Source organism: Sodalis praecaptivus, assembly GCF_000517425.1.
GTDB lineage: Bacteria > Pseudomonadota > Gammaproteobacteria > Enterobacterales > Enterobacteriaceae > Sodalis_A > Sodalis_A praecaptivus.
Genome location: NZ_CP006569.1, coordinates 4595893 through 4621553, shown reverse-complemented (window position 1 = coordinate 4621553; position 25661 = coordinate 4595893). Strand labels below are relative to the sequence as shown.

The 25661-nt window shown below is 57.0% G+C and carries 25 protein-coding genes; 8 read left to right on the top strand and 17 right to left on the bottom strand.

The window, feature by feature from the left end:
• Positions 1–393: 393 nt before the first annotated feature.
• The gene (locus SANT_RS20570; RefSeq protein WP_025424103.1) at positions 394–1257 is read right to left on the bottom strand and encodes a YicC/YloC family endoribonuclease; all 864 of its coding nucleotides are present in this window, start codon (positions 1255–1257) and stop codon (positions 394–396) included.
• A gap of 126 nt (positions 1258–1383) precedes the next feature.
• On the opposite strand from SANT_RS20570, the gene rph reads away from it, so the two are divergent.
• From rph to pyrE, 3 genes are all read left to right on the top strand, one after another.
• Positions 1384–2103: a ribonuclease PH gene (rph, locus tag SANT_RS20565; protein ID WP_025424102.1), complete on the top strand. Its 720-nt coding sequence runs from the start codon at positions 1384–1386 to the stop codon at positions 2101–2103.
• Positions 2104–2924: 821 nt separating this feature from the next.
• Positions 2925–4580: a hypothetical protein gene (locus tag SANT_RS20560; protein WP_025424101.1), complete on the top strand. Its 1656-nt coding sequence runs from the start codon at positions 2925–2927 to the stop codon at positions 4578–4580.
• 250 nt (positions 4581–4830) lie between these two features.
• Positions 4831–5472, top strand: a complete 642-nt coding sequence (pyrE, locus tag SANT_RS20555) for an orotate phosphoribosyltransferase (protein WP_025424100.1) — start codon at positions 4831–4833, stop codon at positions 5470–5472.
• A gap of 96 nt (positions 5473–5568) precedes the next feature.
• Here pyrE and slmA read toward each other — a convergent pair whose 3' ends face one another.
• The 3 genes from slmA to coaBC form a co-directional block, all read right to left on the bottom strand.
• A complete protein-coding gene (slmA, locus tag SANT_RS20550; protein WP_025244465.1) occupies positions 5569–6165 on the bottom strand; it encodes a nucleoid occlusion factor SlmA in 597 nt (198 codons plus the stop codon).
• A 128-nt stretch (positions 6166–6293) separates the two neighbouring features.
• A complete protein-coding gene (dut, locus tag SANT_RS20545; RefSeq protein ID WP_025424099.1) occupies positions 6294–6752 on the bottom strand; it encodes a dUTP diphosphatase in 459 nt (152 codons plus the stop codon).
• The gene (gene coaBC, locus SANT_RS20540; RefSeq protein WP_025424098.1) at positions 6730–7944 is read right to left on the bottom strand and encodes a bifunctional phosphopantothenoylcysteine decarboxylase/phosphopantothenate--cysteine ligase CoaBC; all 1215 of its coding nucleotides are present in this window, start codon (positions 7942–7944) and stop codon (positions 6730–6732) included. Before coaBC ends, dut begins: the two co-directional genes overlap by 23 nt.
• 185 nt (positions 7945–8129) lie before the next feature.
• Here coaBC and radC point away from each other — a divergent pair, with 185 nt between their 5' ends.
• The 4 genes from radC (at position 8130) to mutM (ending at position 10384) form a co-directional block, all read left to right on the top strand.
• A complete protein-coding gene (gene radC / locus SANT_RS20535) occupies positions 8130–8813 on the top strand; it encodes a RadC family protein (RefSeq protein WP_025424097.1) in 684 nt (227 codons plus the stop codon).
• A gap of 238 nt (positions 8814–9051) precedes the next feature.
• Complete coding sequence (gene rpmB, locus SANT_RS20530) at positions 9052–9288, top strand: 50S ribosomal protein L28 (protein WP_025424096.1); 237 nt, start codon at positions 9052–9054, stop codon at positions 9286–9288.
• A 16-nt stretch (positions 9289–9304) separates the two neighbouring features.
• Positions 9305–9472 (top strand): 50S ribosomal protein L33, encoded by a 168-nt coding sequence (rpmG, locus tag SANT_RS20525; RefSeq protein ID WP_011412018.1) that lies wholly within the window; start codon positions 9305–9307, stop codon positions 9470–9472.
• 102 nt (positions 9473–9574) lie between these two features.
• A complete protein-coding gene (gene mutM, locus SANT_RS20520; protein ID WP_025424095.1) occupies positions 9575–10384 on the top strand; it encodes a bifunctional DNA-formamidopyrimidine glycosylase/DNA-(apurinic or apyrimidinic site) lyase in 810 nt (269 codons plus the stop codon).
• 48 nt (positions 10385–10432) lie between these two features.
• Here the strand turns inward: mutM and coaD are convergent, their stop codons facing one another.
• The 7 genes from coaD to SANT_RS20485 form a co-directional block, all read right to left on the bottom strand.
• A complete protein-coding gene (coaD, locus tag SANT_RS20515) occupies positions 10433–10915 on the bottom strand; it encodes a pantetheine-phosphate adenylyltransferase (RefSeq protein ID WP_025424094.1) in 483 nt (160 codons plus the stop codon).
• Positions 10912–11691: a glycosyltransferase family 2 protein gene (locus SANT_RS20510; RefSeq protein WP_025424093.1), complete on the bottom strand. Its 780-nt coding sequence runs from the start codon at positions 11689–11691 to the stop codon at positions 10912–10914. The genes coaD and SANT_RS20510 overlap by 4 nt, the downstream gene beginning before the upstream one ends.
• On the bottom strand, positions 11692–12960 hold the full coding sequence (gene waaA, locus SANT_RS20505) for a lipid IV(A) 3-deoxy-D-manno-octulosonic acid transferase (protein WP_038668856.1): 1269 nt from the start codon (positions 12958–12960) through the stop codon (positions 11692–11694).
• A 189-nt stretch (positions 12961–13149) separates the two neighbouring features.
• Positions 13150–14277: a glycosyltransferase family 4 protein gene (locus SANT_RS20500; protein WP_025424091.1), complete on the bottom strand. Its 1128-nt coding sequence runs from the start codon at positions 14275–14277 to the stop codon at positions 13150–13152.
• Positions 14278–14389: 112 nt separating this feature from the next.
• On the bottom strand, positions 14390–15502 hold the full coding sequence (gene rfaQ, locus SANT_RS20495) for a putative lipopolysaccharide heptosyltransferase III (RefSeq protein WP_025424090.1): 1113 nt from the start codon (positions 15500–15502) through the stop codon (positions 14390–14392).
• A gap of 567 nt (positions 15503–16069) precedes the next feature.
• The gene (locus SANT_RS20490) at positions 16070–17068 is read right to left on the bottom strand and encodes a glycosyltransferase (RefSeq protein ID WP_038668853.1); all 999 of its coding nucleotides are present in this window, start codon (positions 17066–17068) and stop codon (positions 16070–16072) included.
• A 52-nt stretch (positions 17069–17120) separates the two neighbouring features.
• Positions 17121–18224 (bottom strand): glycosyltransferase, encoded by a 1104-nt coding sequence (locus tag SANT_RS20485; RefSeq protein WP_025424088.1) that lies wholly within the window; start codon positions 18222–18224, stop codon positions 17121–17123.
• Positions 18225–18435: 211 nt separating this feature from the next.
• Between SANT_RS20485 and SANT_RS20480 the strand changes: the two genes are divergently transcribed.
• Positions 18436–19410, top strand: coding sequence for a deacetylase (locus SANT_RS20480; RefSeq protein ID WP_025424087.1), 975 nt, complete (start codon positions 18436–18438; stop codon positions 19408–19410).
• Here the strand turns inward: SANT_RS20480 and SANT_RS20475 are convergent.
• The 6 genes from SANT_RS20475 to rfaD are packed head-to-tail and all read right to left on the bottom strand — an operon-like array spanning position 19374 to position 25629.
• Entirely contained in the window at positions 19374–20576 is a 1203-nt protein-coding gene (locus tag SANT_RS20475; protein ID WP_025424086.1) for an O-antigen ligase family protein, read from the bottom strand. The genes SANT_RS20480 and SANT_RS20475 overlap by 37 nt on opposite strands.
• The gene (locus SANT_RS20470) at positions 20557–21462 is read right to left on the bottom strand and encodes a sugar glycosyltransferase (protein WP_025424085.1); all 906 of its coding nucleotides are present in this window, start codon (positions 21460–21462) and stop codon (positions 20557–20559) included. Before SANT_RS20470 ends, SANT_RS20475 begins: the two co-directional genes overlap by 20 nt.
• Positions 21463–21516: 54 nt before the next feature.
• Positions 21517–22635: a glycosyltransferase family 9 protein gene (locus SANT_RS20465; RefSeq protein ID WP_025424084.1), complete on the bottom strand. Its 1119-nt coding sequence runs from the start codon at positions 22633–22635 to the stop codon at positions 21517–21519.
• Between the two features lie 6 nt (positions 22636–22641).
• Positions 22642–23616: a lipopolysaccharide heptosyltransferase RfaC gene (rfaC, locus tag SANT_RS20460; protein ID WP_025424083.1), complete on the bottom strand. Its 975-nt coding sequence runs from the start codon at positions 23614–23616 to the stop codon at positions 22642–22644.
• Positions 23604–24665: an ADP-heptose--LPS heptosyltransferase RfaF gene (rfaF, locus tag SANT_RS20455; RefSeq protein ID WP_025424082.1), complete on the bottom strand. Its 1062-nt coding sequence runs from the start codon at positions 24663–24665 to the stop codon at positions 23604–23606. Before rfaF ends, rfaC begins: the two co-directional genes overlap by 13 nt.
• Positions 24666–24696: 31 nt before the next feature.
• A complete protein-coding gene (rfaD, locus tag SANT_RS20450) occupies positions 24697–25629 on the bottom strand; it encodes an ADP-glyceromanno-heptose 6-epimerase (RefSeq protein WP_025424081.1) in 933 nt (310 codons plus the stop codon).
• Between the last annotated feature and the right edge of the window lie 32 nt (positions 25630–25661).

Here is a 25661-nt window from a genome sequence, read left to right as displayed (position 1 = left end):
TCGTCCCTGGCAAAGACCGTGATACAGGAAATCGCCAAACTTTCCGGGTGAGGGACCCTACGTTTGCAGCGGCCGCCAGATGAAACGCCGTTAATCGGCGATACGCAGTATCACCTCCCTGCGCTGTTATGGCATGTGACGCATGCTATAAAGGGCGATGTTAGCGAGAACATAAAGCATCGAAATCAGCAAAACAAACGCCTCCACGACGGTAGGGATCCTCCAGGTCATTGGCGTTGACGTTCGATGATGGAACGGCCGTTGTTGCTACTTTTTTCGAGCCTCGTCGGCTGAAGCGAACATCGGCTCGCGACAGGTCGGACCGCCTACACCGGTACTATCAAACACGCCCTGGAAAAGGGCGTGGAGGGAGATAATGGACCGGTGCGGTGATTACTCGATGTTTTGAATCTGCTCGCGCATTTGTTCAATCAATACTTTCAGTTCGATAGCGGATGCCGTCACGCTGGCATTGATGGATTTCGACGCCAGCGTGTTCGACTCGCGGTTAAATTCCTGCATCATAAAATCCAGCCGACGGCCTACCGCCTCTTTCTTGGTCAAAATCTGGTAGGTCTCTTTAACATGGGCGTCGAGGCGATCCAGCTCCTCCGCGACGTCTATCCGCTGCGCCAGCATGACCAGTTCCTGCTCCAGGCGATTACCGTCCAGCTGAACCTGGGCCTCCTCAAGTTTGCTCAGCAGTCTTTCACGCTGCCAGACCAGCACCGCCGGCATCTGCTGGCGCACGCTGGCCACTTCGGCGCTGACGCCCGCCAGCCGTTGTTCTATCAACGCCTTGAGCGCGTTGCCCTCGGTTTCGCGCGCGCTGATAAAGTCGCCGAGGGTAGCGTCCAGCCCGGCGAGTAATTCGGCGCTGATGGTGTCCAAATCCTGCTCCGCCGCGGACATGACGCCCGGCCAGCGCAGAATGGCCAGCGGGTCGATCTCACCTTCGTCGCTTTGCATTTTCACCCACTGCGCGGCTTCCACCAATTGTTTGGCGAGTTTTTCATTGAGGATCAGCGCGCTTTGCGCGCCGGGATTTACGTCGAAGCGCAGATTACATTCCACTTTGCCTCGGGTGAGGCGCAGGCGGATGCGTTCGCGAATGGCGGGCTCCAGACCGCGGAATTGTTCCGGTAGACGTATGTAGGTTTCCAGATAGCGCTGATTAACGGAGCGCAGCTCCCAGGCGGCAGTGCCCCAAGTGCCCTTAATTTCACGCCGGGCGAAGGCGGTCATACTGCGGATCATAGGCGTACCCGTTTATTAAGAAGTTGCTGCGATTATAGCCCCGCAGCGGCAGGCAAGATAGGCATTAGGCGGGGAAGTCCGTATAATGCGCAGCCAACCCATGATTTGCGAGCCGGAGATACCCCTATGCGCCCAGCAGGCAGAAGCGTACAGCAAGTACGCCCAGTAACCATTACCCGCCATTTTACCCAACACGCAGAAGGCTCGGTGCTGATAGCCTTCGGCGACACCCGCGTGCTGTGTACCGCGTCGGTGGAAGAGGGTGTGCCGCGTTTTCTCAAGGGGCAGGGCCAGGGCTGGATTACCGCCGAATACGGTATGCTGCCGCGCGCGACCCATACCCGCAATCCCCGCGAGGCGGCGAAAGGCAAGCAGGGCGGCCGCACCCTGGAAATTCAGCGTCTTATCGCCCGCTCGCTGCGCGCGGCGGTGGATTTGAGCAAATTGGGCGAATACACCATTACCCTGGATTGCGATGTGCTACAGGCTGACGGCGGCACCCGCACCGCGTCCATTACCGGCGCGTGCGTGGCGCTGGCTGACGCCCTGGCCAGCATGCAGAAAAAGGGCCAACTGAAGACCAACCCGATGAAAGGATTCGTCGCGGCGATCTCCGTCGGCATTGTGGCCGGTGAGGCGGTGTGCGATTTGGAATATGTGGAAGATTCGGCCGCCGAAACCGATATGAACGTGGTGATGATGGAAGACGGTCGCATGATTGAGGTGCAGGGAACCGCCGAAGGTGAGCCTTTCAGTCAGCAGGAGCTAATTACGCTGCTCGAATTGGCGCGCGGCGGTATTGACAGCTTGATCCAGGCGCAAAAAGCCGCGCTGGCGGAAGCATAGTCTGCCGCGATCGCGGGCATTTCGCGCCTGTTTCGTGATGTTGTTCACCGACTGGCGCCCGCTACGCTCGATTGATGAGTAAGCAGCCGTTTGGGCGGGCACCTGCAATATCATGAGCCGGCCGCCCTTCACACTTTACATTTCCGCTACTGTTAAGGCCAATGGTCTTAAGCCGTCAGCGCCTATCGCCGGCGGATAGATGATAATCCGCCGCTTTTTCAGCGGTCTCACGATACCCGCCGGCCCCTCCTTGGGTGCCCTTAATCCTTCAGTCTTTCTCGCGATTGCCGCCGTGGCGCTGTTTAACCCGTCAGAAGGTGTAGACCATCTTTAAGGGTATATCCGCACCTTTTATCACCATAAGGGACAAATACAAGGTCATTAACCTGCCGTAGCTTAACGTTTAACGCTATCTCTGCTGCCTCGTGTAATCGCAGTATTAGGGATGGGGCGCCTGTAGGGGAGATTATCAATAAGCAAATTAAAACCCAGTCGGCTTAAGTCAGCCTAACCAGCCTAGTCGCCGCTATTTGCGACTGGTGGTCCGATGGCACACTAATCCTATCCGTTTAGGCACGCAATTTGCGTTATCTCTGCCACAGCGACAATTTGCTGCTAACTCGTACCATCGCGTGAATAATTGAAGGTAGGCAATAATTTACTGCATCTATTATCGTTGAAGCTTAAGGTAACCTTAGTTAATATTATCACAAAAGATTAATTTTAATTATATATCTTTTTGGTAAGCGTTTTTTTATAGTGCATCTGAATTAGTCGGGGCTATATTTTCCTTGCAACAAAAATAATTCAAGGAGTTAGCCATGTACCCGATAAGTCAATCTCGTGATTCTCAAACCAGCCAGGTGGGTCAAGCATATCGTCAGATCACAGGGCTCGGTGAAGAAAAAAAAGCGGCCTCTTCAGGGAAAGGATTGAGCGTCCAACAAGTAGGGCAAAACGTACGGACGTTTTCCTCACTGGAAGAAGTTGAACAACATAAAGAACATCTCAATCTCAATACCCTAAGGGGAGTCGTTATCGGCGATGTTCCCTTTATCTTGAAAGAGGTCGATGGCCAGATTAAATTTGTACCTGATGACGAAAGTATCCAAGCAAAACTTCAACAGGGTCAGGAAAAGCAGGGTGTAAATATTTATGAAGTCGCCCGTACTCTGAACGATATTATGAAGAAAGAGATGATATTTAGGGAAAATATCAAGATACTTTGTCAGCGTCTTGTGGCGGACAGCAAAGAGATTAATGATAAGGACCTCCTTTGCAAGTCGGGTAATGTTAGAGTAATTAACCAGGCTTGCGAAAAAATCGACCAAACGCTTCTGAAAGAAGATGAATTGCAACCTTATGATATCGCAGGCATCTTTAAAAGAACTTTGGCTACTTTATCACCGGTTACGCAGGACGATTTTGCGCATATGGCGACAGATCCGCAAGGAGCGTGTCACAGTCTCAATGACACCATAGCTTATCATTACTCCTTGCAACCGGAAAAAGAAAATAATTTTCGGGTAATGCTTGAAGCACTGTGTGAATATTTCAATTTAGATGGAAAGAGCGGAGGCGAGGTCATTGATAGAAAAAATGACCTTAACACAATAGCCCCTAGGCTGTTCAGCAAAGTACAAATAGATTTGAACAAGATAACAACGTATAATTTTTCCACAATCTGTAAGGCTGTACTCTCAAATTGGCGTAATGTGCGCGGTGCTGATACATCTGTTACACCGGGCACTCTGTCTAAAGGAGAAGACAATTCGATAAAAACGACCAATTTGAGAACACTTTGTCAAAAGATAGAGAGTATCGCTGAAAATCCCGAAGAAAATATGGGGTTATTTCGCGAAGTGAGCAAACAACTCAAAGCCGACCAGGCCTTAGCTAATTTCGACAAACAGGCGCTGGCTGTAGATGATCTTAACAATAATGAACTTTCACGCATATTTAAATCACTATTACGAGAACTAACACCAATACATCAAGATCTTTATCTTAAGATGAAGGATCATAAAAGCCAATCCGGTCATATGCTGAATGCTGACATTGCTTACCACTATCGTTCCAAGCTTGTTGAGCAGGCTCACATCCGGCAATTGCTCTCAACAGTGAACTTTTGCTATAACCATGCCGTAGAGGATATTAATGCGAAATTCAATAAGCAGGCCTTAGCGTTGATTATATCGTCTAGTTTGTTTGCAAAAACTACGCCGCAGTCGCCCAATGAATTCAAGCAAGACATGCCCGACCTGTTCAGAGAGATATTCGCGAATTGGCCCGTAACAACCACCAGTGTTACAGGCGTGCCTTCCTCATCAAGCAGCATCCCCTTGCCGGGCCCAAGCCATCCGATAAGTGCCGCTGGAAAACAGATGACACCGGTTAAATCAGAGCGGGCAATTCGGCAACAAGATTCGGGAAGGTTGTCGGTAGCAGAATTACGCAAGTTTTTTTCTAACGAATAGAATCTTAACCAGTAAGCATTGAAACGACTTGGCGTTTGCCGCGCAATTGGGGCAAACGCCATTGCGTTGAGTACGTCTGATCGATACCGCCAACCGGTACCCACTCGCCGGCGTTTATACCGAAGCATGCCGCCAGCCGATTTATGGCTGGCATCTTGGTAACGGCCACTTTATCATCGTCCCGGCGCCGATACCTTTTCGGTACCGTACGCCGCAGCTTGTCCAACCCACCGGTGAGGAGTAACAGTCCGTGAAAGAGTACCAGCGTAAATTTATCGAGTATGCGTTAAACAAACAGGTATTAAAATTCGGCGAATTTACGCTCAAATCGGGCCGCATCAGCCCCTATTTCTTTAATGCCGGTTTGTTCAATACCGGGCGCGATCTGGCATTTTTGGGGCGGGTTTATGCCGCGGCGTTAGTGGATTCAGGCGTGCCATTCGATCTGTTGTTCGGGCCTGCTTACAAAGGCATTCCGATTGCGACCACCACCGCGGTGGCGCTGGCGGAGCAGCATCAACGGGACGTTCCCTATTGTTTTAATCGTAAGGAAGCCAAGGATCACGGTGAAGGCGGGACGCTGGTCGGTAGTCCGCTCCAGGGTAAAGTGATGCTGGTTGACGACGTTATTACCGCGGGCACCGCTATCCGCGAGTCGATGGCCATTATTGCCGCCCATCAGGCAACGCTTGCCGGGGTGATGATTTCGTTGGATCGGCAAGAAAAGGGCCGCGGCGAGATTTCTGCCATTCAAGAAGTGGAGCGGGATTATCACTGCAAGGTTTTAGCTATTATCACATTGGCGGATCTGATCGCCTATCTGGAAGAAAAAGGCGAAATGGCCGACCATCTCGCCGCGGTTCGCGCCTATCAGCAGCAGTACGGCATCTGAGTCGACCGAGTGTGACGGACGTTCCGCTTTCATGCCGGTAGTGAAGCGCTCACGTTGACGGGCGGTGGAGCGCCGCTATCCACCGCGCCGCGCCGCTCAGTGGAGCTGCGCCACCAAAAGCGGCCAACGCAGCTCGAACTCCTGCGTGGGCCGGTATTTGAATTCAGTACGCACAAAGCGCGACAGCATGCCTTCGCAAAAAGCCAGCAGCTGGCTGGCGAGCAGCGACTCATCCAGCTCAAACGCTTCCCCTTCGCGCAGTTTGCGCTCGCGCAATACCTGGCGCAGCTGCACTTCGATACGCTCATACAACTGATTGATGCGCCCTTGAAGTCGGTCTTGTTCAAACATTAGCGCGTGGCCGCTCATAATGCGCGTAAGACCCGGATTTCGTTCGGCAAAGCCTAAAATCAACAACAATATCAGACGAAGCCGATTCAGAGTCTCTTTCTCATCTTGTAGGATCAAATTAATCCGGCTAATCAGACTGTCCTCGATAAATTCGATAAGGCTGTCAAACATCCGGGTTTTGCTGGGAAAGTGGCGGTAAAGCGCGGCTTCCGAAACGCCAACATTGGCTGCCAGTTTTGCGGTGGTAATACGTTGGCTGCCGTCGCTGGATTCAAGCATCTGTGCCAATGCCTGCAGAATCTCCTCGCGGCGGTTGCGTTTCGTATTCTCTTTTTCTGCCATGCTGAATAGGTCCCTGAGTAATCACTGTCAATAATGGTTAAACACCAGGCATCGGCCGTAGCGCCCGTGGCGCTATGGCGTTAATGGATTTGTATTCGATGCCGGGTAATGGGCCGAATCGTCAGGGGCTATTGTCGCCCGGAGTGGCCGAAGCCCCCCTCGCCGCGTTCGCTGGTATCGAAGGATTCCACCAGGTTAAACTCCGCCTGCACGACCGGCACAAAGACCATTTGCGCCATGCGCTCCCCCGGTTCAACGGTGAAAATGTCCTGGCCGCGGTTCCAGACCGAGACCATCAGCGGCCCTTGGTAGTCCGAATCGATAAGCCCCACCAGATTGCCCAACACAATACCGTGCTTATGACCCAGACCGGATCGCGGCAGGATAACCGCCGCCAGATGGGTATCGGCAATGTGAATCGCCAGCCCGGTCGGGATCAAGGTGGTTTCACCCGGCGCCAGCACCACCGGCTCATCGATACAAGCGCGTAAATCCAGACCGGCGGACCCCGTGGTGGCGTAAGCCGGCAGCGGGAAACGATCGCCAATGCGGCGGTCCAGGATCTTAACGTCGATTTTTTTCATCATAACGGCTGACAATCTCGTCAATTAGTTGTTGAGCGAGCAGTGATTTATCGCTCAGAGGTAACAGGGTTTCCCCATCCTGCCAGAACAGATGCAACGCATTGTTATCACTGTTAAACCCTTGGCCGGTTTGGGAAACGTCATTGGCGCAAATCAAATCCATTTGCTTATTGATACGCTTTTGCCGGGCGTATTCTTCCATATTGTGGGTTTCGGCGGCAAATCCGACGACGTAGGGACGTTGTTTGGTTAGTGCGCCCACGGCCGCCACAATATCAGGATTTTTAATCAGGGTGATCATCAGGTCATCGCCCTGTTTTTTGATTTTTTCCGGTGAAAAACGGCTGGCGCGGTAGTCCGCCACCGCCGCGCAGCCGATAAAAATGTGTTGTTGGTGGATGGTGCGCATGACCGCATCCTGCATCTCCAGCGCGCTGGTCACGTCGATACGCTCCACATCCGCAGGCGTTGGCAGGGAGACCGGGCCCGCTATCAGCGTGACCCGCGCGCCTTTGGCCGCGGCGGCGCGGGCGATGGCGAAGCCCATCTTGCCCGAGCTGTGATTACTGAGAAAACGTACCGGATCCAGCGCTTCTCGGGTCGGCCCGGCGGTTATCATGATATTGAGGTGACTTAGCGAGCGATCGGGGGTGAAATGCTGCGCCACGTGGTCCACCAGCACCAGCGGATCGGGCATCCGCCCCGGGCCGATATCGCCGCAGGCCTGGCTGCCGCTGTCGGGTCCCCACAGCAGCACGCCGCGGCCGCTCAACGTGGTCAGGTTCGCCTGCGTGGCCGCCGCCCGGTACATTTGTTGGTTCATGGCCGGCGCCGCCGCGACGGGGGCCGCCGTCGCCAGGCAGAGCGTGGTGAGCAGATCGTTGGCCATTCCCGCCGCCAGGCGCGCCAGCAGATCGGCGGTCGCGGGCGCCAGCAGCACCAGATCGGCCCATTTTGCCAGTTCAATATGGCCCATCGCCGCCTCTGCGGCGGGATCCAGCAGGTCGTCCGCCACCGGATAGCCCGATACCGCCTGCAGGCTCAAGGGGGTAATAAACGCCTTTGCTGCCGCCGTCATCACCACGCGCACCTCGGCACCCCGCTCGCGCAAACGGCGCACCAGTTCGGGGGCCTTGTAGGCGGCGATGCCGCCGCTTACGCCCAGAACAATATGTTTACCGGCCAGTCCCGTCATCTCGCATGTCCAGGTGAAAATATGGTTATAGGCATTTTATCATAACCCTCAGCGCCACGGTCATTTGTCTGTTTACGGCTGTTTTGGAATCGTCATTCGGCTTTTCACCGTGCCATGTCGAACAACGGTGTTGCTGCTGGCATTATAAAGCTAGGGGGGGAACGGTGCCCGGGGAGGTCCGTACAATGGAAAAGGTGAGTAACAAAAGCTGGCCATCAACGCTGGCACCGCGTGAGAAGTTGATTGCCCACGGTCCCGACGCGCTGACGGACATTGAATTACTGGCGCTGTTTTTGCGCACCGGCACTCGGGGAAAACATGTGCTGCAGTTCGCGGAAGAACTGCTGGCGCAGTTCGGTTCGTTCGATAAATTGATGACTGCCGACCACCAAACCCTGAGCGCCACGTACGGTCTGGGGGTCTCAAAATGTACGCAGCTGCGGGCGATTGGCGAAATGGCGCAGCGCATTTTTCGTTCGCATCTGATGCGCGAGGATGCAATGACCAGCCCGGATATGGCCCGGCGTTACCTGCAGCAAATTCTGGTGTGCCGGGAAAGAGAGGTGTTTGTAGTCATGTTTCTCGACAACCGCAATCGCCTTATCAATCACCAGGAGTTGTTTCAAGGTACGGTGAACAGCGTAGAGGTCCATCCGCGGGAAATTGTCCGCGCGGCGCTCAAGATCAATGCGGCGGCGATTATTTTGGCGCACAATCATCCCTCTGGTAACGCTGAACCGAGCCGAGCCGACCGCGAAGTAACGGCACGGGTGGTTAAAGCCTGCCTGTTTCTCGATATCAGGGTGCTGGACCATCTGGTTATCGGCGCGGGGGAAATGGTTTCTTTTGCCGAAAAAGGTTGGCTGTAAGCCTTTTTCCGGCGATCCTGCGGGATCTTTAGCCGTGCGGGACTTGAGCAGTCGCGCGTCAAAGCGTATACTACGCCACCTTTGAGAATCTTGGGTGTAGCGTTGAGAGCCTATCTCAGCAGAGTCTCTCTGTTGGAAGTCTCTCCTCAGTGAATATGCTGAGATGGGCTCTAAAGCCTGACGAGGCGGCTACCACCTTTCTTAGAGCTCGAGCTGATTTGATTTTTGGAGAATAGACATGTCCCGAGTCTGCCAAGTTACTGGCAAGCGCCCGGTGAGCGGCAACAACCGCTCCCACGCAATGAATGCGACCAAACGCCGTTTTCTGCCTAACCTGCACTCTCACCGTTTTTGGGTTGAGAGCGAAAAACGCTTTGTCACGCTGCGCGTATCTGCTAAAGGTATGCGTGTAATCGATAAGAAGGGCATCGAAACGGTTTTGGCCGATCTCCGTGTCCGCGGTGAGAAGTATTAAGGTAAGGAACTAAATCATGGCTAAGGGTGTTCGCGAGAAGATCAAGCTGGTTTCTTCTGCTGGTACTGGTCACTTCTATACCACCACGAAGAACAAGCGTACCAAACCTGAAAAGATGGAATTGAAAAAATTCGATCCGGTTGTACGCCAGCATGTGATTTACAAAGAAGCCAAAATCAAATAATTTTGGCGACTGGCTAAAAACCCGGCTCCGGCCGGGTTTTTTTATGGGCCGTCGGACGTGCTATTCTCGACCGGCGGACATCCCGCTGACAGGGAGCATCAGATGCCGGAATTACCGGAAGTGGAAACCAGCCGCCGAGGGATTGAACCTTGGGTCGCGGGGCAGACGATTCTGCGGGCGGAGGTGCGTAATGCGCGGCTGCGCTGGCCGGTGGACGAAGAGATTATCGCGCTGCGGGACAGGCGGGTACTGAGCGTACAGCGCCGGGCGAAATATCTGCTGTTGGAGCTGGATCAGGGCTGGATCATTATCCATCTCGGTATGTCGGGACGTTTGCGGGTGCTGCCGCAGCCGCAGCCGCCTGAAAAGCACGATCATGTCGATCTGGTCATTAGCAACGGCTGTGTCATCCGCTATACCGATCCGCGGCGTTTTGGCGCCTGGCTATGGAGCGATAATCTGCTCACCAGCCGCGTGCTGGCTCACCTGGGGCCTGAACCGCTCAGCGACGAGTTTGACGGCCGCTGGCTGTACGAGAAGTCGCGCAATAAACGCACGCCGATCAAGCCGTGGCTGATGGATAATAAGCTGGTGGTTGGCGTCGGCAATATTTACGCCAGCGAATCGCTGTTCGTCGCCGGCATTTTGCCCGGCCGCGCCGCCAATTCCTTAAGCGAAGATGACGCTGCGCTGCTGGCGCAGAGCATCAAGGCGGTATTGCTGCGCTCGATTGAGCAGGGTGGCACCACGCTGCGAGATTTCCTGCAGTCAGACGGCAAGCCGGGCTATTTTGTGCAAGAGCTGCAGGTTTACGGCCGGGCGGGCGAACCCTGCCGAGCGTGCGGAACGCCGATACAGGCCGCCAAGCACGGCCAGCGAAGCACGTTTTTCTGCCCCCAATGTCAGCACTGAACGGTGCGATACCGCGCCTCCCTGTGGCGCGGCGTTGCGTGCCGCCCGTTAGGGGTGCAGCCGTGCCCGGACCTCTTTGGCGATAGGCGCGGGCAAAAAGTGATCTACATCGCCGCCGTGCAGCGCCACCTCTTTCACCAGCGTGGAGGAGATATAAGACCAGGCTTCGGCGGGGATCATAAACACGGTCTCGAGCGTCGGCATCAAATGACGATTCATTTTTGCCAGTTGCATCTCATATTCGACATCCGTCATCGCACGTACGCCGCGGATGAGGATATTTGCCTGCTGCTGGCGAGCAAAATCGGCCATCAAATCGCTAAAGCCGGTGACCGTCACATTGGGCAGGTGGGCCGTCACCTGGGTTGCCAGCGCCACCCGTTCATGCAAATCAAACAGCGGCCGTTTACTGGGGCTGGCGGCGATCGCCAGCACGACGCCATCAAACATCTGCGCGGCGCGGGTCACTAAATCCAGATGGCCATTGGTCAGCGGATCGAAGGTGCCGGGATAGATGGCTTTGGTGGTCATAGGTCATTTTCCCTCTCGGCGTGGTTTAAGGCCCACAGCGTGGCGTATTTATTGAAAGTATATTGTGCGTTCACCACCGCAAGCAACCAGCCCTGTCTGCCGTCCAGAAAACCGGCGCGCAGCAGCCAGGTTTTAAGGAAAGCACCATAGGTATGGCTAATAATGGCCAACATGCCGCATCGCCGCCCCTGGCGATGGCGTTCCCGCGCCCAGGCTTCGGCGTACTGCAGCTGTTTACGCTGAAAAGCCGGCAAATCGCGGCACGTCAGATGCTGTAAATCACCCGCCAGGGCAACGATGCCGGCGCCGCTGGTCTCAAGGGATTCATGTACCGGTAGCGCGTTGTAGCGATAGCGCTCGCGCGCATACAGCCGCACCACCCGGTCAGGGTACCAGCCGCTGTGGCGCATAAAGCGGCCAAGAAACAGATTGCGCCGCGCGCAGCTGTAGACCAACTCCGGGTCGGGCTGTCGCAGCACCTCCTGAATCGCCCGGCGCAGCGGCGGCGTGACGCGCTCGTCGGCGTCAAGCATCAGAATATAATCGCCGCTAGCATAGGCCTGTGCCCGCTGGCGCTGTACACCGAAGCCCGGCCAGTCTGTGGACTGGAAAACGCGTGCGCCCGCCTGCGCGGCGATATGGCGCGTTTGGTCACTGCTGCCGGCATCCAGCACCACGATTTCATCGGCCCAGCTTACCGACGCCAGGCAATCCGGCAGGAGCTCAGCCTCGTTGCGGGTAATGAGCACCACCGACAGACGCTTTCTTTGCGACATTCACTGGCTCCGTTGCGGCAGATAAGGCTCAAGCAGATTCAGCAGGCGCTGCAGCGCGCCCTGGTTCTGATGCAGAACCTCGACGGCGTGACGGCCGTAATACAGGCGATAGTCCTCATCGGTCAACAACGTGGACACCGCGTTGACCAGCGACGGCACGTCGGTGACGGTAATCAACCCGCCGGCTTCATCCAGTTTGCTGCAAATATCGCGGAAATTCAAAGTATGCGGCCCCATCAGCACAGGAATGGCGTGCGCCGCCGCTTCGAGGGGATTATGGCCGCCGCGCGCCACCAGGCTGCCGCCGACGAACGCCAGGTCGGCGATGCCGTACAGCAGCATCAGCTCGCCCATGGAATCGCCCACCACCACCTGCGTGCTGGCGGACGGAATTTCACTGCTGCTGCGCATGATGTAACTGAAGCCGGCCTTCATGGTCATCTCCCGCGCCGCCGGAAAACGCTCCGGGTGGCGCGGGACCAAGATAAGCAACAGATCGGGAAAGTTGGCCAGCAGTTGGCGATGCGCCTGCAATAATAGCGTTTCTTCACCATCATGGGTGCTGGTGGCTATCCATACCGGGCGCCGCGACGCCCACTGGCGGCGCAGAGTAAGCGCCCGCGCCGCCAGCTCGGGGGTCACGGAAATATCGAATTTCAGGCTGCCGGTGACCGCCAGCTGGTTCTTTTTCAGGCCAAGCTCGAGGAAGCGTGCGCCATCCTCTTCGTTTTGCGCCGCGATGAGGGTAATGCGGCGCATGATGTCGGCGACAAAGCCGCTAAACCTTTTATAACCGGCGGCGGAGCGGGCCGAGAGGCGCGCGTTGGCGACCACCAGCGGGATACTGCGGCGGTGCAGCGCCTTGATAAGGTTTGGCCACAGCTCGGTTTCCATAATGATAACCAGCTTGGGATTGACCCGATCGAGGAAACGGTTCATCGACCCGGGCAGATCATAGGGCAGGTAGACATGATGGACATCATTGCCGAACGCCGACTGTACCCGTTCGGAGCCGGTGGGCGTCATCGTGGTGACGGTAATAGGCAGCAACGGGTAGCGGTGGCGCAGGGCGCGCACCAGCGGTATGGCCGCCAGCGTCTCGCCTACCGACACGGAATGCAGCATGATACCGCCGGGTTTCACCTTGCCCTGGCAAAAGCCGTAACGTTCGGGCCAGCGGCGGCGGTAGGCGGGCGCTTTTCTACTGCGCCATAATAACCGTATCCACACCAGCGGCTGGATTAAATATATGATTATGTTGTAGATCATTATAATTAACTATTGTAAGGCACAGCGACCCATGTGCTGAGTGAGTTTTTAACCAGATAATGTGAATTTCCCCAAAATCGGGAACATGCTAGCAGATAAGTCATTATCCCTCATTAGCGGGCAGGCATTTATCTGATTAGTGCTGATTGCCGGCCGCGGCGCGCGAGCCATCCTAGACCGACGCCACGGCTATGATAACAGTTGCCGATAAAGACCCATAAGCTGACGTGAAAGATTTGCCGGCGTGCAAGTGCTTACCCGCTGGCGCGCGGCGGCGCCCATGGCGGGATCTCGCTCCCGGGACGGCATCTCGGCGGCGAACGTCTTCAGGCTGGCGATATCCAGCGCATCGCAGACAAAGCCCTCGCGGCCCTGCTCAATAAATTCCGCGCCCCCGCAGCGCTGGCTGGTGATGACCGGCAGGCCGCAGGACATGGCCTCAAGGATCACGTTGGGGAACGGGTCGTACAGCGTCGGCAGGATGAGCGCGTCCGCGGCGTGGTAACAGGGCAGCACATCTTGGCGGACCCCGGTGAAACGCACGCGCGACAGGCAGCCCAGGCTTTGCGCCAGGGCCTGATAGCGCCGCTGGTGTTTGTCTTGTCCAACGACAATCAGGTAGCGATCGGTGTCGGCTACCGCGCTAAGGGCCTGTCGTAGCCCTTTGCGCGCAAAACCGGAGCCGACGAAAATCAGCGCGCAGGCCTGTTCCGGAATCGATAGCGCTTCCCGTGCCGCCCGGCGTTGCGCGCCGTCGGCGGGGGCGAATCGATTTGGATCGATGGCGTTGTAAATCAGAGCGAACTTATCTTCCGCTACGCCGTAATAGTGCATGATATCGTTCCGCACCATCGCCGAATTGCAGATGATTTTCTTTAGCTGCGGGGATTGAAACATGTCGCGTTCCGCCGACAGCACATAGCGGTGATAACGGCTGATATGCGTCAGCCAGCGCTGATGGGCGGGAATGATGCGCGCGCGCTGCGCCAGCCACGCCCGGTGGACGCCATCGCCGGCGCGGAACACATCACAGCCGGCGATGCGCTCATGGCTTTGCACCAGATCGAAATGGTGCTGTTGCCAGTACCGCCGGGCGGCATCGGCGAAACCGCGCTCGCGTGCGATGCGGCCACCACCGCGCGGGTTACAGATATGCACCTGCCAGTCGGGCTGCGGTTCGCCTGACCACTGGCGCGTAATGATGTTCAGTTCCAGTCCGCTGTTATCAAGCGCTTCCAAGGCGCGGGAGATAAAGCGTTCCGCGCCGCCGTCGGGACGGTATTTTTGCCGTACTATCGCCAGGCGGATAGTTGTCATGTCGGAGTTTCCCTTGCCGCCGCGATCCACGGGCGGCCGTTTGCGATGGCGCAAATGCCCTTGCCGGCACCGCGCGGTAGGCCGATGGCGCGTTTCCGCCGGCGTCGCGCGTTTACGGCGCAAGATCCCTTACCGTCAGCGGGTCGGGTGCTGATAAATAGCCTCTCGCTGCCGTCAGCACCGGCTCAAGCGGTATCGCGCTGAGGTAGCGCTGCCGGGTTTGAGTATCAATCGTATCCGGATCCGGCAGTTCGGCGTAATCGCCGGCCCACAGCACGGTACTCTTTTCGCTCCAGGGACGCCAGCGCTGCAGTTTAGTCGGGCCGAACAGCGCCACGCAGGGGGTGTCCAGCGCCGCCGCCATATGCATAGGCGCAGAATCGACGCCGATAAACAGGCGTGCACCCTCTATGACCGCCGCCAGCTGAGGCAGCGAGAGCTGCCCGGCCAGGGAGACGGGTTTCACTGCGCGGCAAAGCGAAATGATATGATCAACCATCTCCAATTCTTTTTTGTCAGGCGCAGCGGTCAGCACCACCGGCAACCTGCTGGTTGCCAATCCTTCAATCAGCTGCGCCATTTTGGCGTCGTCCCAGCATTTATACAACCAGCGCGAGGTCGGCTGGATAACGATATAGTCGCCCGACACCCCTTGTTCGCGCAATAACGTTTCGCCCCGGACTTTATCCGCCGCCGTAAAGTACATGCTGCAACTGCGGTCGGTAATGGCAAGGTTAAGCGGTTCCAGAATACTGAGATTTTGTTCCACGGTGTGCAGTTGCGCGTGGTTGCTGGTAGCCACTAGACGGTTGTGCGCCAGGCGCCAGAGAAAAGAACGCCGCTTGGTGAAATTAAAACCGATGCGCAACCTCGCGCCGCTGAGCAGCGTGATAATCGCGCTGCGCCATTGATCGGCAAGATTGATGACAAGATCATAATGGCGCGCGCGTAGGGTTTGCGCTAACGCGAATTCCTGTTCCAACTGACGCAGCGGGCCCTGTTTTTTCCACTGACGATCGATGACGTGGATCTGGCCTATCGCCGGATGATGCGCCAGGATCGGCGCCGTTTCTTTATACAAGAGCACGTCAATTTCCGCCGCCGGATAATGCTGACGCAGATTATTAATCACCGGCGTGGTCAAAATCATATCGCCATGGTGGCGTAATTTAATCAGTAAAATCTTGCGGGGCAGGAAGGGCGTATCGTCGTGACGCGTGGGCATGGTGGCGCGGACCTGTATCAAACAGTGGATTACTGAGCAGGACCGGCCAGGAAATGAGAATCGCCAAGGGTGAACACCTGCTTTATCCGGTAAATTCCGGTAAGGAATACCATTATTAGATAATTATAAGTATCGAAAATGGTGTCGACAACCTCTATTCATCAAGCAAACGTTAGTCAGAGAAGCGGGGTAAACGCGGCAAACTGGGCGATGGGCGCCCCAGTCCGCGCTCAGAGCGGGGATTACGCGGCGGGGTCGCGCTTCGCAATATCTCATTAATCATCGCGAGCGGTATCGACAGGTTGTGGTATGAGGGGCGAAGCGCCAGCGTGGTTGAACGGCAGCCAAAGGGTGCCAGCAGGGCAGTCGCCGGATGTGGTGGGGTCAAATGGCAAAGGCTAAGCTTTCACCGCCGTAGGATAGGGATCCTGGGGCAGATGATGAAGACAGGCCCCAGCCGTAAGAGGTGAGGCGTCGCGCTAACGGAGGAACAAAAAAAACCGGCGGCGCAGTGCGCCGGGCATTCAGCTATCGCTATACCGCCGGAGAGCGTTAATGGCGCTCGGGTTATCGCCGGCGCCAGGCGTAGAGACGGCACAGCCACAGCAGCAGCTGGTACCACTGGCGGATGCCGCGCGCATTGCGGATCATGCGTTTATGGGTGCCGCTGCTGAAAATATCGCTAATGATCATCCGCCGCGCCGCCGGATCCGGTTCGCGCCGTGCCGCATGGCAAACGGACAGCGCTTCATGGGTCACCTGCCGCGCAAACTCAGGGTAAAGAGGGATTTTGCCGCGATAGCGCCGGTTGATGCCTTCGAGTAGCTCGGCGATGCGCAAATAATGCCGCTGATATTCGACGTTTTTCACGCCGGTTCGTTTTCGATTGCTGATGGACCTCTCGTGGATGTAATAGCGATACAGCACGTCCTGGGTATAGCGCACGCGGCGGGCGTTGAACATCAGCTCGGTGGTCCAGGGTATATCCTGATGATGCAGCCCCGGCTCAAAGCGCAAATCCAACTGCTTTATCAACGACAGGCGATAGATGCCGAGCCAGACCACATGCAGGTAACGCCGGGTGGCCAGCGCTCGGCGCAGCCATTGGCTACCGCTCAGTACGCCGGTCGAGCTCAGGCGATCAAGGGGAATAAGCGTCTTAATCCGCTGCGAGCCGGCGAAAAAACGCTCGCCGTTGCATTGCGCCACATCCAGGTCATCCTGCTCCGCCATCGTCAACAGCCGCTGATATAGGGTGGGATAGAGCATATCGTCGGCGTCGGGAAAGGTGACATAGACGCCGCGCGCCGTCGCCAGGCCGGCGTTGCGCGCGCGCGATACCCCACCGTTGGGCTGGTCAATTACCCGGACATGGGCATAGCGCTCGGCGTATTCATGCGCCAGCACTTCCGAACCATCCGTCGAACCGTCGTTGACCAAGATGATTTCCAGGTCAGTAAGCGTTTGCGCCAACAGGGAAGACATAAATGTGTGAAACATGGCGCCGGCGTTATACAGAGGAACGATAACGCTTAGCTTAATCGTTGCGGATTCCGGTTGTGTCATTGTCGTCATGGGTCTTTTATCGGATGAAAAGCGCCTGGCGCTGCCGCCGGCGTCAGGACGCACCTTGCGCCAAGGCGATATATTGCCGGCAAATCGTCGTTATCTCGTAGGCTTGCAGACGGGAAGAGGAAATCGCCGGCGGCCGGTCATAAACCGCGCGCATGGTTTTCGCCAGCGAAACGCTGCTCAACTCCGCCAGCCCCGCGGAAAGTTCGCCGTCCAGAATCTCCTCCGGACCGCCGGGACAACGGGTGCTGACCACCGGCGTGTCACAGATAAGCGCTTCCACCAGCACATTACCAAACCCTTCGCTATCGGAGCTTAAGATCAGCATACGGGCGTGGCGGATATAGGGATAAGGATTGGTATTGAACGCTTTGAACAACACCCGATCGGTAATTTGCAGATCTTGCGCCAAGGACTTAAGCCGCCGCAGCATAGCGTCGCTGCCTTTGCCCAGAATGACCAGCGGCGCCTGAATACCGCTTTCGGCGTAGGCTTTCAGCAACCGATCCTGACGTTTATTTTCATGCAAACGGCCAACGTGAATGAGGTAATCCTGACCGGCCAGTTCACAAGGCGCCTCGGCCAGCCGACGGATAGCGCTGAAATCGAAGGGGTTGTAAATCACCTCGGCATGGCGCGGCATCACGTTGAAGGCTTGGCGCATATCATCCAGGACGCCGCGCGAGACGGCGATAATATTGCGGTTTTGGTAGAGCGCATGAATTTTCTGGCGTTTCAGCCAGCGGGAGAAGCCCGTGCGATGGCCCAAATAGCCCAACGAAAACATGGTATGCAGACAAAACCAGATGCGATCCCGCGGTAACACGCGGCTGAGCGCCACGATGCGGTCGGTTTTGTGCAGATGGGAGACCACCAGATCGAACTCGCCGTTGCGCTGTTGCGATGCCAGCACCGCCTTATCCAGCGCCCGCGCCCGGCGCGATAGCTCCGTCAGTTTGCGCCAGGGGGTGCTGGCGTGGTCAGCGATAATCTGATACTCAATGCCGTCCGGTAGCGCGTAGTCGCACACTCCCCGCAGCGAAAATATCGACACCCGATGGCCCTGGGACGCTAACCCCTGCGCGAGCGTTAGCAGCACTTTCTCTGCGCCCCCGCCGGGTAAACCATCAATGATCATCAATATACGCATGCTGATTTCCGCTGTATGCCGCTGTACACGGTCTGTTTTCTCGGTGATCCTACCCTAAGGCGAGATGAAAATCTCCTTAAGTTTCATCGAGACCATGAAGGTATCCATCACATTGGCGCACCTGTTGGGTAGATTATCGCGAACAATCCAGTTTGCGCTGTTAACGGCGGCTGCGTAACATGGATTTCTCTGATTTCAGACTGGACTCGGTATGGCTACCCCTGCTTTTATTATTACTATAGACACAGAAGGCGACAATCTCTGGCAAAACCATGGGCATATTACTACCGAGAACGCCCGTTTTCTGCCGCGTTTCCAGACATTATGCGAAAAGTATCGCTTCAAGCCGGTGTATCTCACCAATTATGAAATGGCGATGGACGACGCCTTTGTGGACTTCGCCCGCGACGCCATAGCGCGCGGCAGCGCGGAAATCGGCATGCATCTGCACGCCTGGAATAGCCCGCCTGCCCACGATCTCACCGGCAATGACGGGCGTCATAAGCCTTACCTGATTGAATATCCCGAGGCGGTGATGCGGGAGAAAATTCTGTTTATGACGCAGCTGTTGGAAGAGACTTTCCAGACAAAGATGTTAAGCCATCGCGCCGGCCGCTGGGCGTTTGACGAGCGCTACGCCGCGATGCTGCTTGAGCTGGGCTATCAGGTGGATTGCTCCGTCACTCCGCGGGTGGACTGGCGTCGCTCCCCCGGCGCGCCGTCAGGGGCGGGCGGCAGCAATTACCGTCATTTTCCCGATCGCGCCTATTTTATCGATCCCGAGGATATTTCACGTCCTGGCGCCTCACGGCTGCTGGAAGTGCCGGTGACCACCGCCTACAAGCACGCCCCGTGGGTGAATGCAATCAGTCAGGTTTACGATCGTCTGCGCGGTAAACGGCGTGGCCCTTCGGTGCAATGGTTACGGCCCGCCGGCGGCAACGCCGCGCAAATGTGCCAGGTGGCGGCGCAGAGCCTGGCCGCCGGAAGTGATTATGTGGAGTTTATGCTGCATTCGTCCGAGTTTATGCCGGGCGGTAGCCCGACGTTCAAGGACGAGGCCGCCATAGAGCGGCTATATCACGATTTGGAGATGCTGTTCGACGGGTTGCAAAATCGGGTAATCGGTATGACGCTGGCGCAGTATTATCAGCACCGCCTGGGGCAATCGGCAGCCTCGGTCTGAGGGGCGGGCGACGGCAGCGTCAGCACCACCGCCAGCGGGAACCAGAACATGTACCAGGCGACGTTGGGATTGCCGATGATAAACATGCCCTGGGTAAGGTAAAACCCGACGGCGAACAGAAATAGCGCCCCCTCCAGCCCCTGATGACCATCGCACTGCCGCTTGGCCATGATGAAGCCGTAGCTTATGACCAGCGCCAGCAGCAATGCGCCGGCTGCGCCGCCTTTCAGCAGCGCGGCCAGATACAGGCTATGGGTAGTGGTGATGCTATCGCCCAGCAGGTTGATAAACGACAGCTGTTCATCCAGTCCCCAGCCGAAAAAGGGTTTCTGCGCCGCCAGCGCCAACGTGTGGCGCCAAATGCCGAAACGGATGAAACTTTGCTGGTAGCCGTTCGCCATGCGCTGCAAAAAGATATCGCCAAAGCGGGTCATCAACAACAGGGCTGCCACCCCTACCCCTATCAGCGCCACCGCCACGAGATGGCGCCGACGCACTGACGATCGTAAGGTCAACAAAACGGCCAGCGCGCAGAGCAACGACAGTAAAGGGCCGCGGCTTTGGGTAAGCAAGAGGGCCAGCAACAGCACGGCGACCGGTAAATAGAGCCAGCGCGCGCCCGTGTCGCGCATAATGATAAGGCACATAAAGATGCCCAACGCGAAATAGCCCGCCAGATCGATAACGTTAGCCGGCGCGCCGAAAAAACCGTCCGTCAGGCGATTGCTTAGGATAGTCTGGGTATTGACGGTCAAAAACGTCAGCGCTACCAGCACCATCATCCCGGCGGCTACGGCCCATAGCGCGATCGACCGATGGCCCTGAAGGACCATGGATCGGTACATAATCATAAACAGCAGCAGATAGAGAGCGTGGGTGAGGTCGGAAACCAGGTCGTTTGGCTGGGCGGACCATAGTGTGGTAAGGCAAAAGTAGCCCAACATCAAAGCGGTCAGCGACAGCCCGGTATTGAACCGCCGGTCGTTGAAGAGTCGACGTCGCAGGACGGGATTGCCCGCCAGCATCCCCATCAGGCACAGCGCGGACAGGTGAAAGAGATTATTGACTCGCGTATAACCGCAAAAAATAGCGCTGGAGAAAAGAAATAGCGGAAACAACACCTCGAAGCCTTTCTCCGCATAAACGCTAATCCTGAAAAGCATCATCAAAACTGACCTTCTCGAAAATCTCGCTGCTTAACGCGCTGTTCAATGATAAGTTTTTCACCTCTACCCCGTGGTGGTGCAGCACCTCGCTGGCCAGGGTAAAGGCGGGTACGATGATCGATGCAAATTTCTCCGCCAGGAACGACGGCAGCTTGTCGTGATCGGTTTCATAAAAGCGTGGCTGGTGGAAGTTGGTCATGTCCAGCCCGGCGATGTACAAACGCGTGAACCCCAGATAAAGCAAGATTTGCAGCGCCCAAAACACCACCGTGCCCGCATCGAATATGCCGCTGCGAATATCGGTGGTAAAGGCGATATCAGGATGGTCAGGACTGAACCGAATGTGGGGTTCCTGGCCGAAGTGACGGCCTACACCGTCGCCGGGTACCCGGGGTTGATAGATGCGATAACAGGCGTCTTCAATCAGCGCCAGTCGGCAGCGCACCGCCGCCAGCGTGAACCGATCGATAATCCGCGCGATACCGTGCAAGGTCGTGAATAAGGTCAGCGTCGGATCGGCGATGATGGCCCGCACAACGTCGGTGCGGCGATCGATAAAGCTCATATCGACGATAATATACAATTGAAAATCCAACCGATCCTTGAGCGCGTAAGCGCCGTTTACGCCCACGACGGTCATCGGCGGCAGCCCGGCGAAATCCATCTCGTTGATCGAGGGGCCGGTGGCGGTGATAAGCGCATCGCCGCTGAAACGGTGATGCCAGTCGGTCAGCGGCACCAGCGGCACCGGTTGCCCCTTATAGCGCAGTTGGGTGATGTCGCCTGTCGAGGCGCGGGTGATGCGGCAAAAGGGCCAGAGGTTTTCGTTGTGCCGGTAAGCGCGCGGTCGGGTATAGCGGTATATCTGCTTAAAAAATGTGCTCATTTCTCGATTCTTACGCCATAGCGTTCAGGTTAGCGCAGACAGCAAAGGGACCATTCAAGAGGCAGGCGCATCCGACCGCTTGGCGGTCAGCCGCTGTCTGGCGGGCAGACTCCCCACAAAATTGACAATATTCACCCGATCCTCCGCGGTTAGCGCGTAAAGTTCCGTCGCCGGGTGAGCGAAATGATACAGCGCGGCGAAGACAAAAGATGAGGGCGCAATAGCGTCGGGGCGAATTATCAGAGCATTGTTTAGCGGCCGTTGTTCTTCAGCCTCGCAGGGACCCGCAAAGCAGATTACCGGTACCCGTAACGCATCGGCAATATAAATATTGCCGGAATCGGTAGCGATATAGCAGTCCATGCGGCGAATGGCATCCGGCACCTCCTCCAGGGGCAGCAAACCTATCAGGCTGACGATTTCCGCCTCGGCGCCGGCGTCGCGAATAAGCGCATCAAGATAGCCCTGTTCATTGGCGGGACCGAAGACATAATAACGGCACGGCAGGCTGGCCAGCAGCGTAAAAATTTCTCCCCACACCGACGGCGGCAGCGTCTTGGCTTTATTCCCGGCGGAGATGCTGATGCCGATGTTAAGGGTATCAGAGGGAACGGCCAGCTCCGGGCGTGGCGTGGAGGGTTTCCACAGCGGCGAGGTGGCGTGTTTAGGCTGGCTGCGCCAGCTAAGGGAACGATCCGCCAGCCGCAGATAGTTTTGCAGGGTCAGCGTATCGCGCCGATGCTCGACCACGCCGCTGGCGGTGAGATAAAATAATCTATGGTACCAGCGCCGCGTGTAGGTGCTGAGAAACTGTTTGTCAGGCGCGTTGCACAGGGCGGCATAAAACAAATTACCGTTGTTGGGATGCAGCAGGTAGACGTGGCTGTAGCGGTTTATTAGCCGTAAGCCCAGGCGTATCTTGCTGAACAGATTCTGCTTGTAGTCTTCGATATACAGGCACTCCGCCAGCGTGTCGTCATGTTCCGCCAGCGGCTGGACCGTGCGGCTGAGCAGCGCGTCCGACCGCTTCAGATGGCGCAGCAGCGGGGTAATGTTGACGTAATCGCCGATTTTCGCCGTCTGGATAACCAGATTTTTGCCCGTAGGCCGCTGAATCAGCTTTAGCAGCAGCTTCACCGGCAGTAGCAGCAGAAAGATGAACAGATAATTCATGATGGGCTATCCCTGTTCCTTTGGCGGCAGCATCGGTTGCAACGTCCGCCAGACGTGCTCCGCCGTCAGACTCTCCATATTGCCGTCGTCCGCGCGCAGCGCCTGCTGGTGGCGCCCGTAACCGCCGATAAGCCCGGGATCGGTAGGGCCGTACAGCGTCAGGTTCGGCCGATCGAGGGCCGCGGCCAAATGACTGAGGCCGGTATCCACCGACACCATCGCCCTCGCGCCCGCCAGCTGCGCCGCCACCTCCGCCAGCGACAATGGCGGGAGCACTTGCGCGGCGCTAAATCCCTCGGCCAGACGTCGGGCGCGTAGCTGCTCCTGCTCCGTCCCCCAGGGCAACTTGATGCGATAACCGGCGTCAGCGGCAAGCTGGATAAGCGTGCGCCAGTGGGCTTCAGGCCAGTGTTTGCCGGCACGGGTGGTGGCGTGCAGAAAGACCAGGTAGGCTTCGCCGCCGAACGCAGGGGTAAAGTGGCCGGCAATGGCGTAATCGCCGGCTGTGGTGGGAAGCGGGTAATTCAGACTGGCGGCGAACAGCTGGCGGATGCGCTCTATGGCGTGCTGTTGCTTGCTCACGTCGTGCCGCTGGTGGTAAAACCAGCTGGCGAAGGGTTCGCGCGCGCTTTTGCAGTCAAGGCCGTGTTTTTCGCCGCGCGCTACGCGGGTGACGAGTGCGGCGCTTTTCATCAGGCCCTGCGCGTCGATAACCGCGTCGTAACGCTCTTGCTGCAACTGCCGTTTAAAGTCGCAGCGCTCCTGCCGCGTGGCCGTGCCGAACCAGTTTTTTCGCCAGCGGCGAATCGCCACCGGAATGACCCGCCGCACCGCCGGATGCCAGGTGGGGATCTGGGCGAAATTTTCTTCCACCACCCAGTCGAAACGGATCCCCGGCAAGGCGTGCGCCGCATCGGTCAGCGCAGGCAGCGTATGCAATACATCACCCATCGAGGACGTTTTGACGATCAGAACCTGCATTCATTCTCCTCTCGGGGGGGCAATAATGTTTCCAGTTCGCTCAGCACCTGGGCAGGTTGGATAGCGATCAGGCTCTGATGATAGCCTTGTTCGTCGTCACCTTTTCGTATTTTATGGTAACCGCTGATTAAGCGAATCACCCGGGCCTGGTGGGAAAGCGGCGGGGTGAAATCCGGACTGCTGGGACCGTACAGCGCCACCAGAGGACGGTCCAGGGCGCTGGCCACATGCATCAGGCCGGAATCGTTGCTGACGATCCCCTGGCAGGCGGCGATAAGCGCTACCGCCTGCTCCAGCGAAGTTTTGCCGGCCAGGTTGTGGCAGTGGCCGCGACACTCCGCGGGCAGCGCGGCGCCGATCGCCTCTCCAGCCGCCTGATCCTTGGCGGAGCCGAACAGCGCTATCTGATAGCCGCGGCGTATGAGCGCCTCGGCCAGCGCGGCATAATGATAATGCGGCCAACGTTTGGCGGGGCCAAATTCCGCGCCGGGGCAAAAGCCGATAAGCGGGCGCGCGCCGTCGGGCACAAAAGTGCTCAGGGCCAGATCGATGTCCGTCGCGCTGACCGTCAGGCGCGGCCAGGGCAGCGGCGTGGGTAAATCGGCTGCGCTGCGCATCTCCTGGCGATCGAAGGCCAAGGCGGCGTAGCGCTGCACCATCAGCGGAAAGGCCTGCTTATCCAGCGTGCGGATGTCGTTAAGCAGACCATAGCGCATCTCGCCGCGCCAGCCGGTGCGTTGCGGGATGCCGGCGAAAAACGGCACCAGCGCTGATTTGAACGAATTAGGCAGGACCAGCGCCTGCTGATAGCCGCCCTCCCGCAGCGCCCGCCCCAGCCGGCGGCGCTCCCCCAGCGCCAGGGCGCCGTGGCCGAGCGGCATCGCCAGCGCCTGGTTGACCTCCGGCATGCGGTTAAGCAAAGGGCGGCACCAGGCCGGGGCCATCACATCGATCTGCGCGTCGGGATGGCGCTGCGCCAACAGGCGATACAGGCTCTGGGACATCATCATATCGCCGACCCAGGATGGTCCGACCACCAGTATTTTCATGCCGCCGCTCTCTTTCGTGCCCTGAAGGATATCAATGGTTATGGTTCAACCAGCGTAAATATTCCGCGACCCCTTCGGCGACGGTTTTAAACGGTTGCTGATAACCGGCGGCGCGTAGCTGGGTGAGATCCGCCTGGGTGTAGGCCTGATAGCGCCCTTTCAGTTTTTCAGGGAACGGAATGTATTCTAACTGGCCTTTTTTATGATAATCCAGCACGGCGTCCGCGACGGTCTGGAAAGATTCCGCTCGGCCGGTGCCGCAATTAAAAATCCCCGAGACGCTGTTTTGCCAGAACCAAAGATTTACCGCCGCCACGTCGCCCACATAGACGAAATCGCGTTTGAAACCTTCGCTGCCGGCAAACAGTTTTGGATTTTCACCGGCGTTGATTTGGTTATTCAAATGGAAGGCCACGCTCGCCATGCCGCCTTTATGCCCTTCGCGCGGGCCATACACATTGAAATAACGGAAGCCACAAATTTGCGACTCGGCCTGCGGCAACAGCGCACGTACGTACTGATCGAAGAGGAATTTGGAATAGCCATAAACATTCAACGGCTGTTCGTACTGGCGATCCTCAATGAAGTTTTCCGTCCGACCGCCGTAAGTTGCCGCGGAAGAGGCGTACAGGAAGGGAATGGTGCGTTCCATGCAGTAGTGCAACAGCTCTTTAGAGTACTGATAATTGTTATCCATCATGTACTTGCCGTCCCACTCGGTGGTGGAAGAACAGGCGCCTTCATGGAATACCGCATCAATATCGCCGAAATCATCGCCGGCGACGATACTGGCGATGAAATCCTCTTTATCCATATAATCAGTGATATTGAGGTCGACCAGATTGGCATATTTGGTGCCGTCTTTCAGGTTATCCACCACCAAAATATCGTTGTAGCCGATCTGATTTAACGCCTTGACGATATTACTGCCGATAAAACCGGCCCCACCAGTGACAACTATCATGGGTTACCCTTGCGTGACTGTCGGAGCCGGCA

Bases quoted from the DNA above. Each gene is read 5' to 3' on its own strand.
- SANT_RS20570 (WP_025424103.1), bottom strand. From the start codon at position 1,257: ATGATCCGCAGTATGACCGCCTTCGCCCGGCGTGAAATTAAGGGCACT.
- rph (WP_025424102.1), top strand. From the start codon at position 1,384: ATGCGCCCAGCAGGCAGAAGCGTACAGCAAGTACGCCCAGTAACCATT.
- SANT_RS20560 (WP_025424101.1), top strand. From the start codon at position 2,925: ATGTACCCGATAAGTCAATCTCGTGATTCTCAAACCAGCCAGGTGGGT.
- slmA (WP_025244465.1), bottom strand. From the start codon at position 6,165: ATGGCAGAAAAAGAGAATACGAAACGCAACCGCCGCGAGGAGATTCTG.
- dut (WP_025424099.1), bottom strand. From the start codon at position 6,752: ATGATGAAAAAAATCGACGTTAAGATCCTGGACCGCCGCATTGGCGAT.
- coaBC (WP_025424098.1), bottom strand. From the start codon at position 7,944: ATGACGGGACTGGCCGGTAAACATATTGTTCTGGGCGTAAGCGGCGGC.
- radC (WP_025424097.1), top strand. From the start codon at position 8,130: ATGGAAAAGGTGAGTAACAAAAGCTGGCCATCAACGCTGGCACCGCGT.
- rpmB (WP_025424096.1), top strand. From the start codon at position 9,052: ATGTCCCGAGTCTGCCAAGTTACTGGCAAGCGCCCGGTGAGCGGCAAC.
- rpmG (WP_011412018.1), top strand. From the start codon at position 9,305: ATGGCTAAGGGTGTTCGCGAGAAGATCAAGCTGGTTTCTTCTGCTGGT.
- mutM (WP_025424095.1), top strand. From the start codon at position 9,575: ATGCCGGAATTACCGGAAGTGGAAACCAGCCGCCGAGGGATTGAACCT.
- coaD (WP_025424094.1), bottom strand. From the start codon at position 10,915: ATGACCACCAAAGCCATCTATCCCGGCACCTTCGATCCGCTGACCAAT.
- SANT_RS20510 (WP_025424093.1), bottom strand. From the start codon at position 11,691: ATGTCGCAAAGAAAGCGTCTGTCGGTGGTGCTCATTACCCGCAACGAG.
- waaA (WP_038668856.1), bottom strand. From the start codon at position 12,960: ATGATCTACAACATAATCATATATTTAATCCAGCCGCTGGTGTGGATA.
- SANT_RS20500 (WP_025424091.1), bottom strand. From the start codon at position 14,277: ATGACAACTATCCGCCTGGCGATAGTACGGCAAAAATACCGTCCCGAC.
- rfaQ (WP_025424090.1), bottom strand. From the start codon at position 15,502: ATGCCCACGCGTCACGACGATACGCCCTTCCTGCCCCGCAAGATTTTA.
- SANT_RS20490 (WP_038668853.1), bottom strand. From the start codon at position 17,068: ATGACACAACCGGAATCCGCAACGATTAAGCTAAGCGTTATCGTTCCT.
- SANT_RS20485 (WP_025424088.1), bottom strand. From the start codon at position 18,224: ATGCGTATATTGATGATCATTGATGGTTTACCCGGCGGGGGCGCAGAG.
- SANT_RS20480 (WP_025424087.1), top strand. From the start codon at position 18,436: ATGGCTACCCCTGCTTTTATTATTACTATAGACACAGAAGGCGACAAT.
- SANT_RS20475 (WP_025424086.1), bottom strand. From the start codon at position 20,576: ATGATGCTTTTCAGGATTAGCGTTTATGCGGAGAAAGGCTTCGAGGTG.
- SANT_RS20470 (WP_025424085.1), bottom strand. From the start codon at position 21,462: ATGAGCACATTTTTTAAGCAGATATACCGCTATACCCGACCGCGCGCT.
- SANT_RS20465 (WP_025424084.1), bottom strand. From the start codon at position 22,635: ATGAATTATCTGTTCATCTTTCTGCTGCTACTGCCGGTGAAGCTGCTG.
- rfaC (WP_025424083.1), bottom strand. From the start codon at position 23,616: ATGCAGGTTCTGATCGTCAAAACGTCCTCGATGGGTGATGTATTGCAT.
- rfaF (WP_025424082.1), bottom strand. From the start codon at position 24,665: ATGAAAATACTGGTGGTCGGACCATCCTGGGTCGGCGATATGATGATG.
- rfaD (WP_025424081.1), bottom strand. From the start codon at position 25,629: ATGATAGTTGTCACTGGTGGGGCCGGTTTTATCGGCAGTAATATCGTC.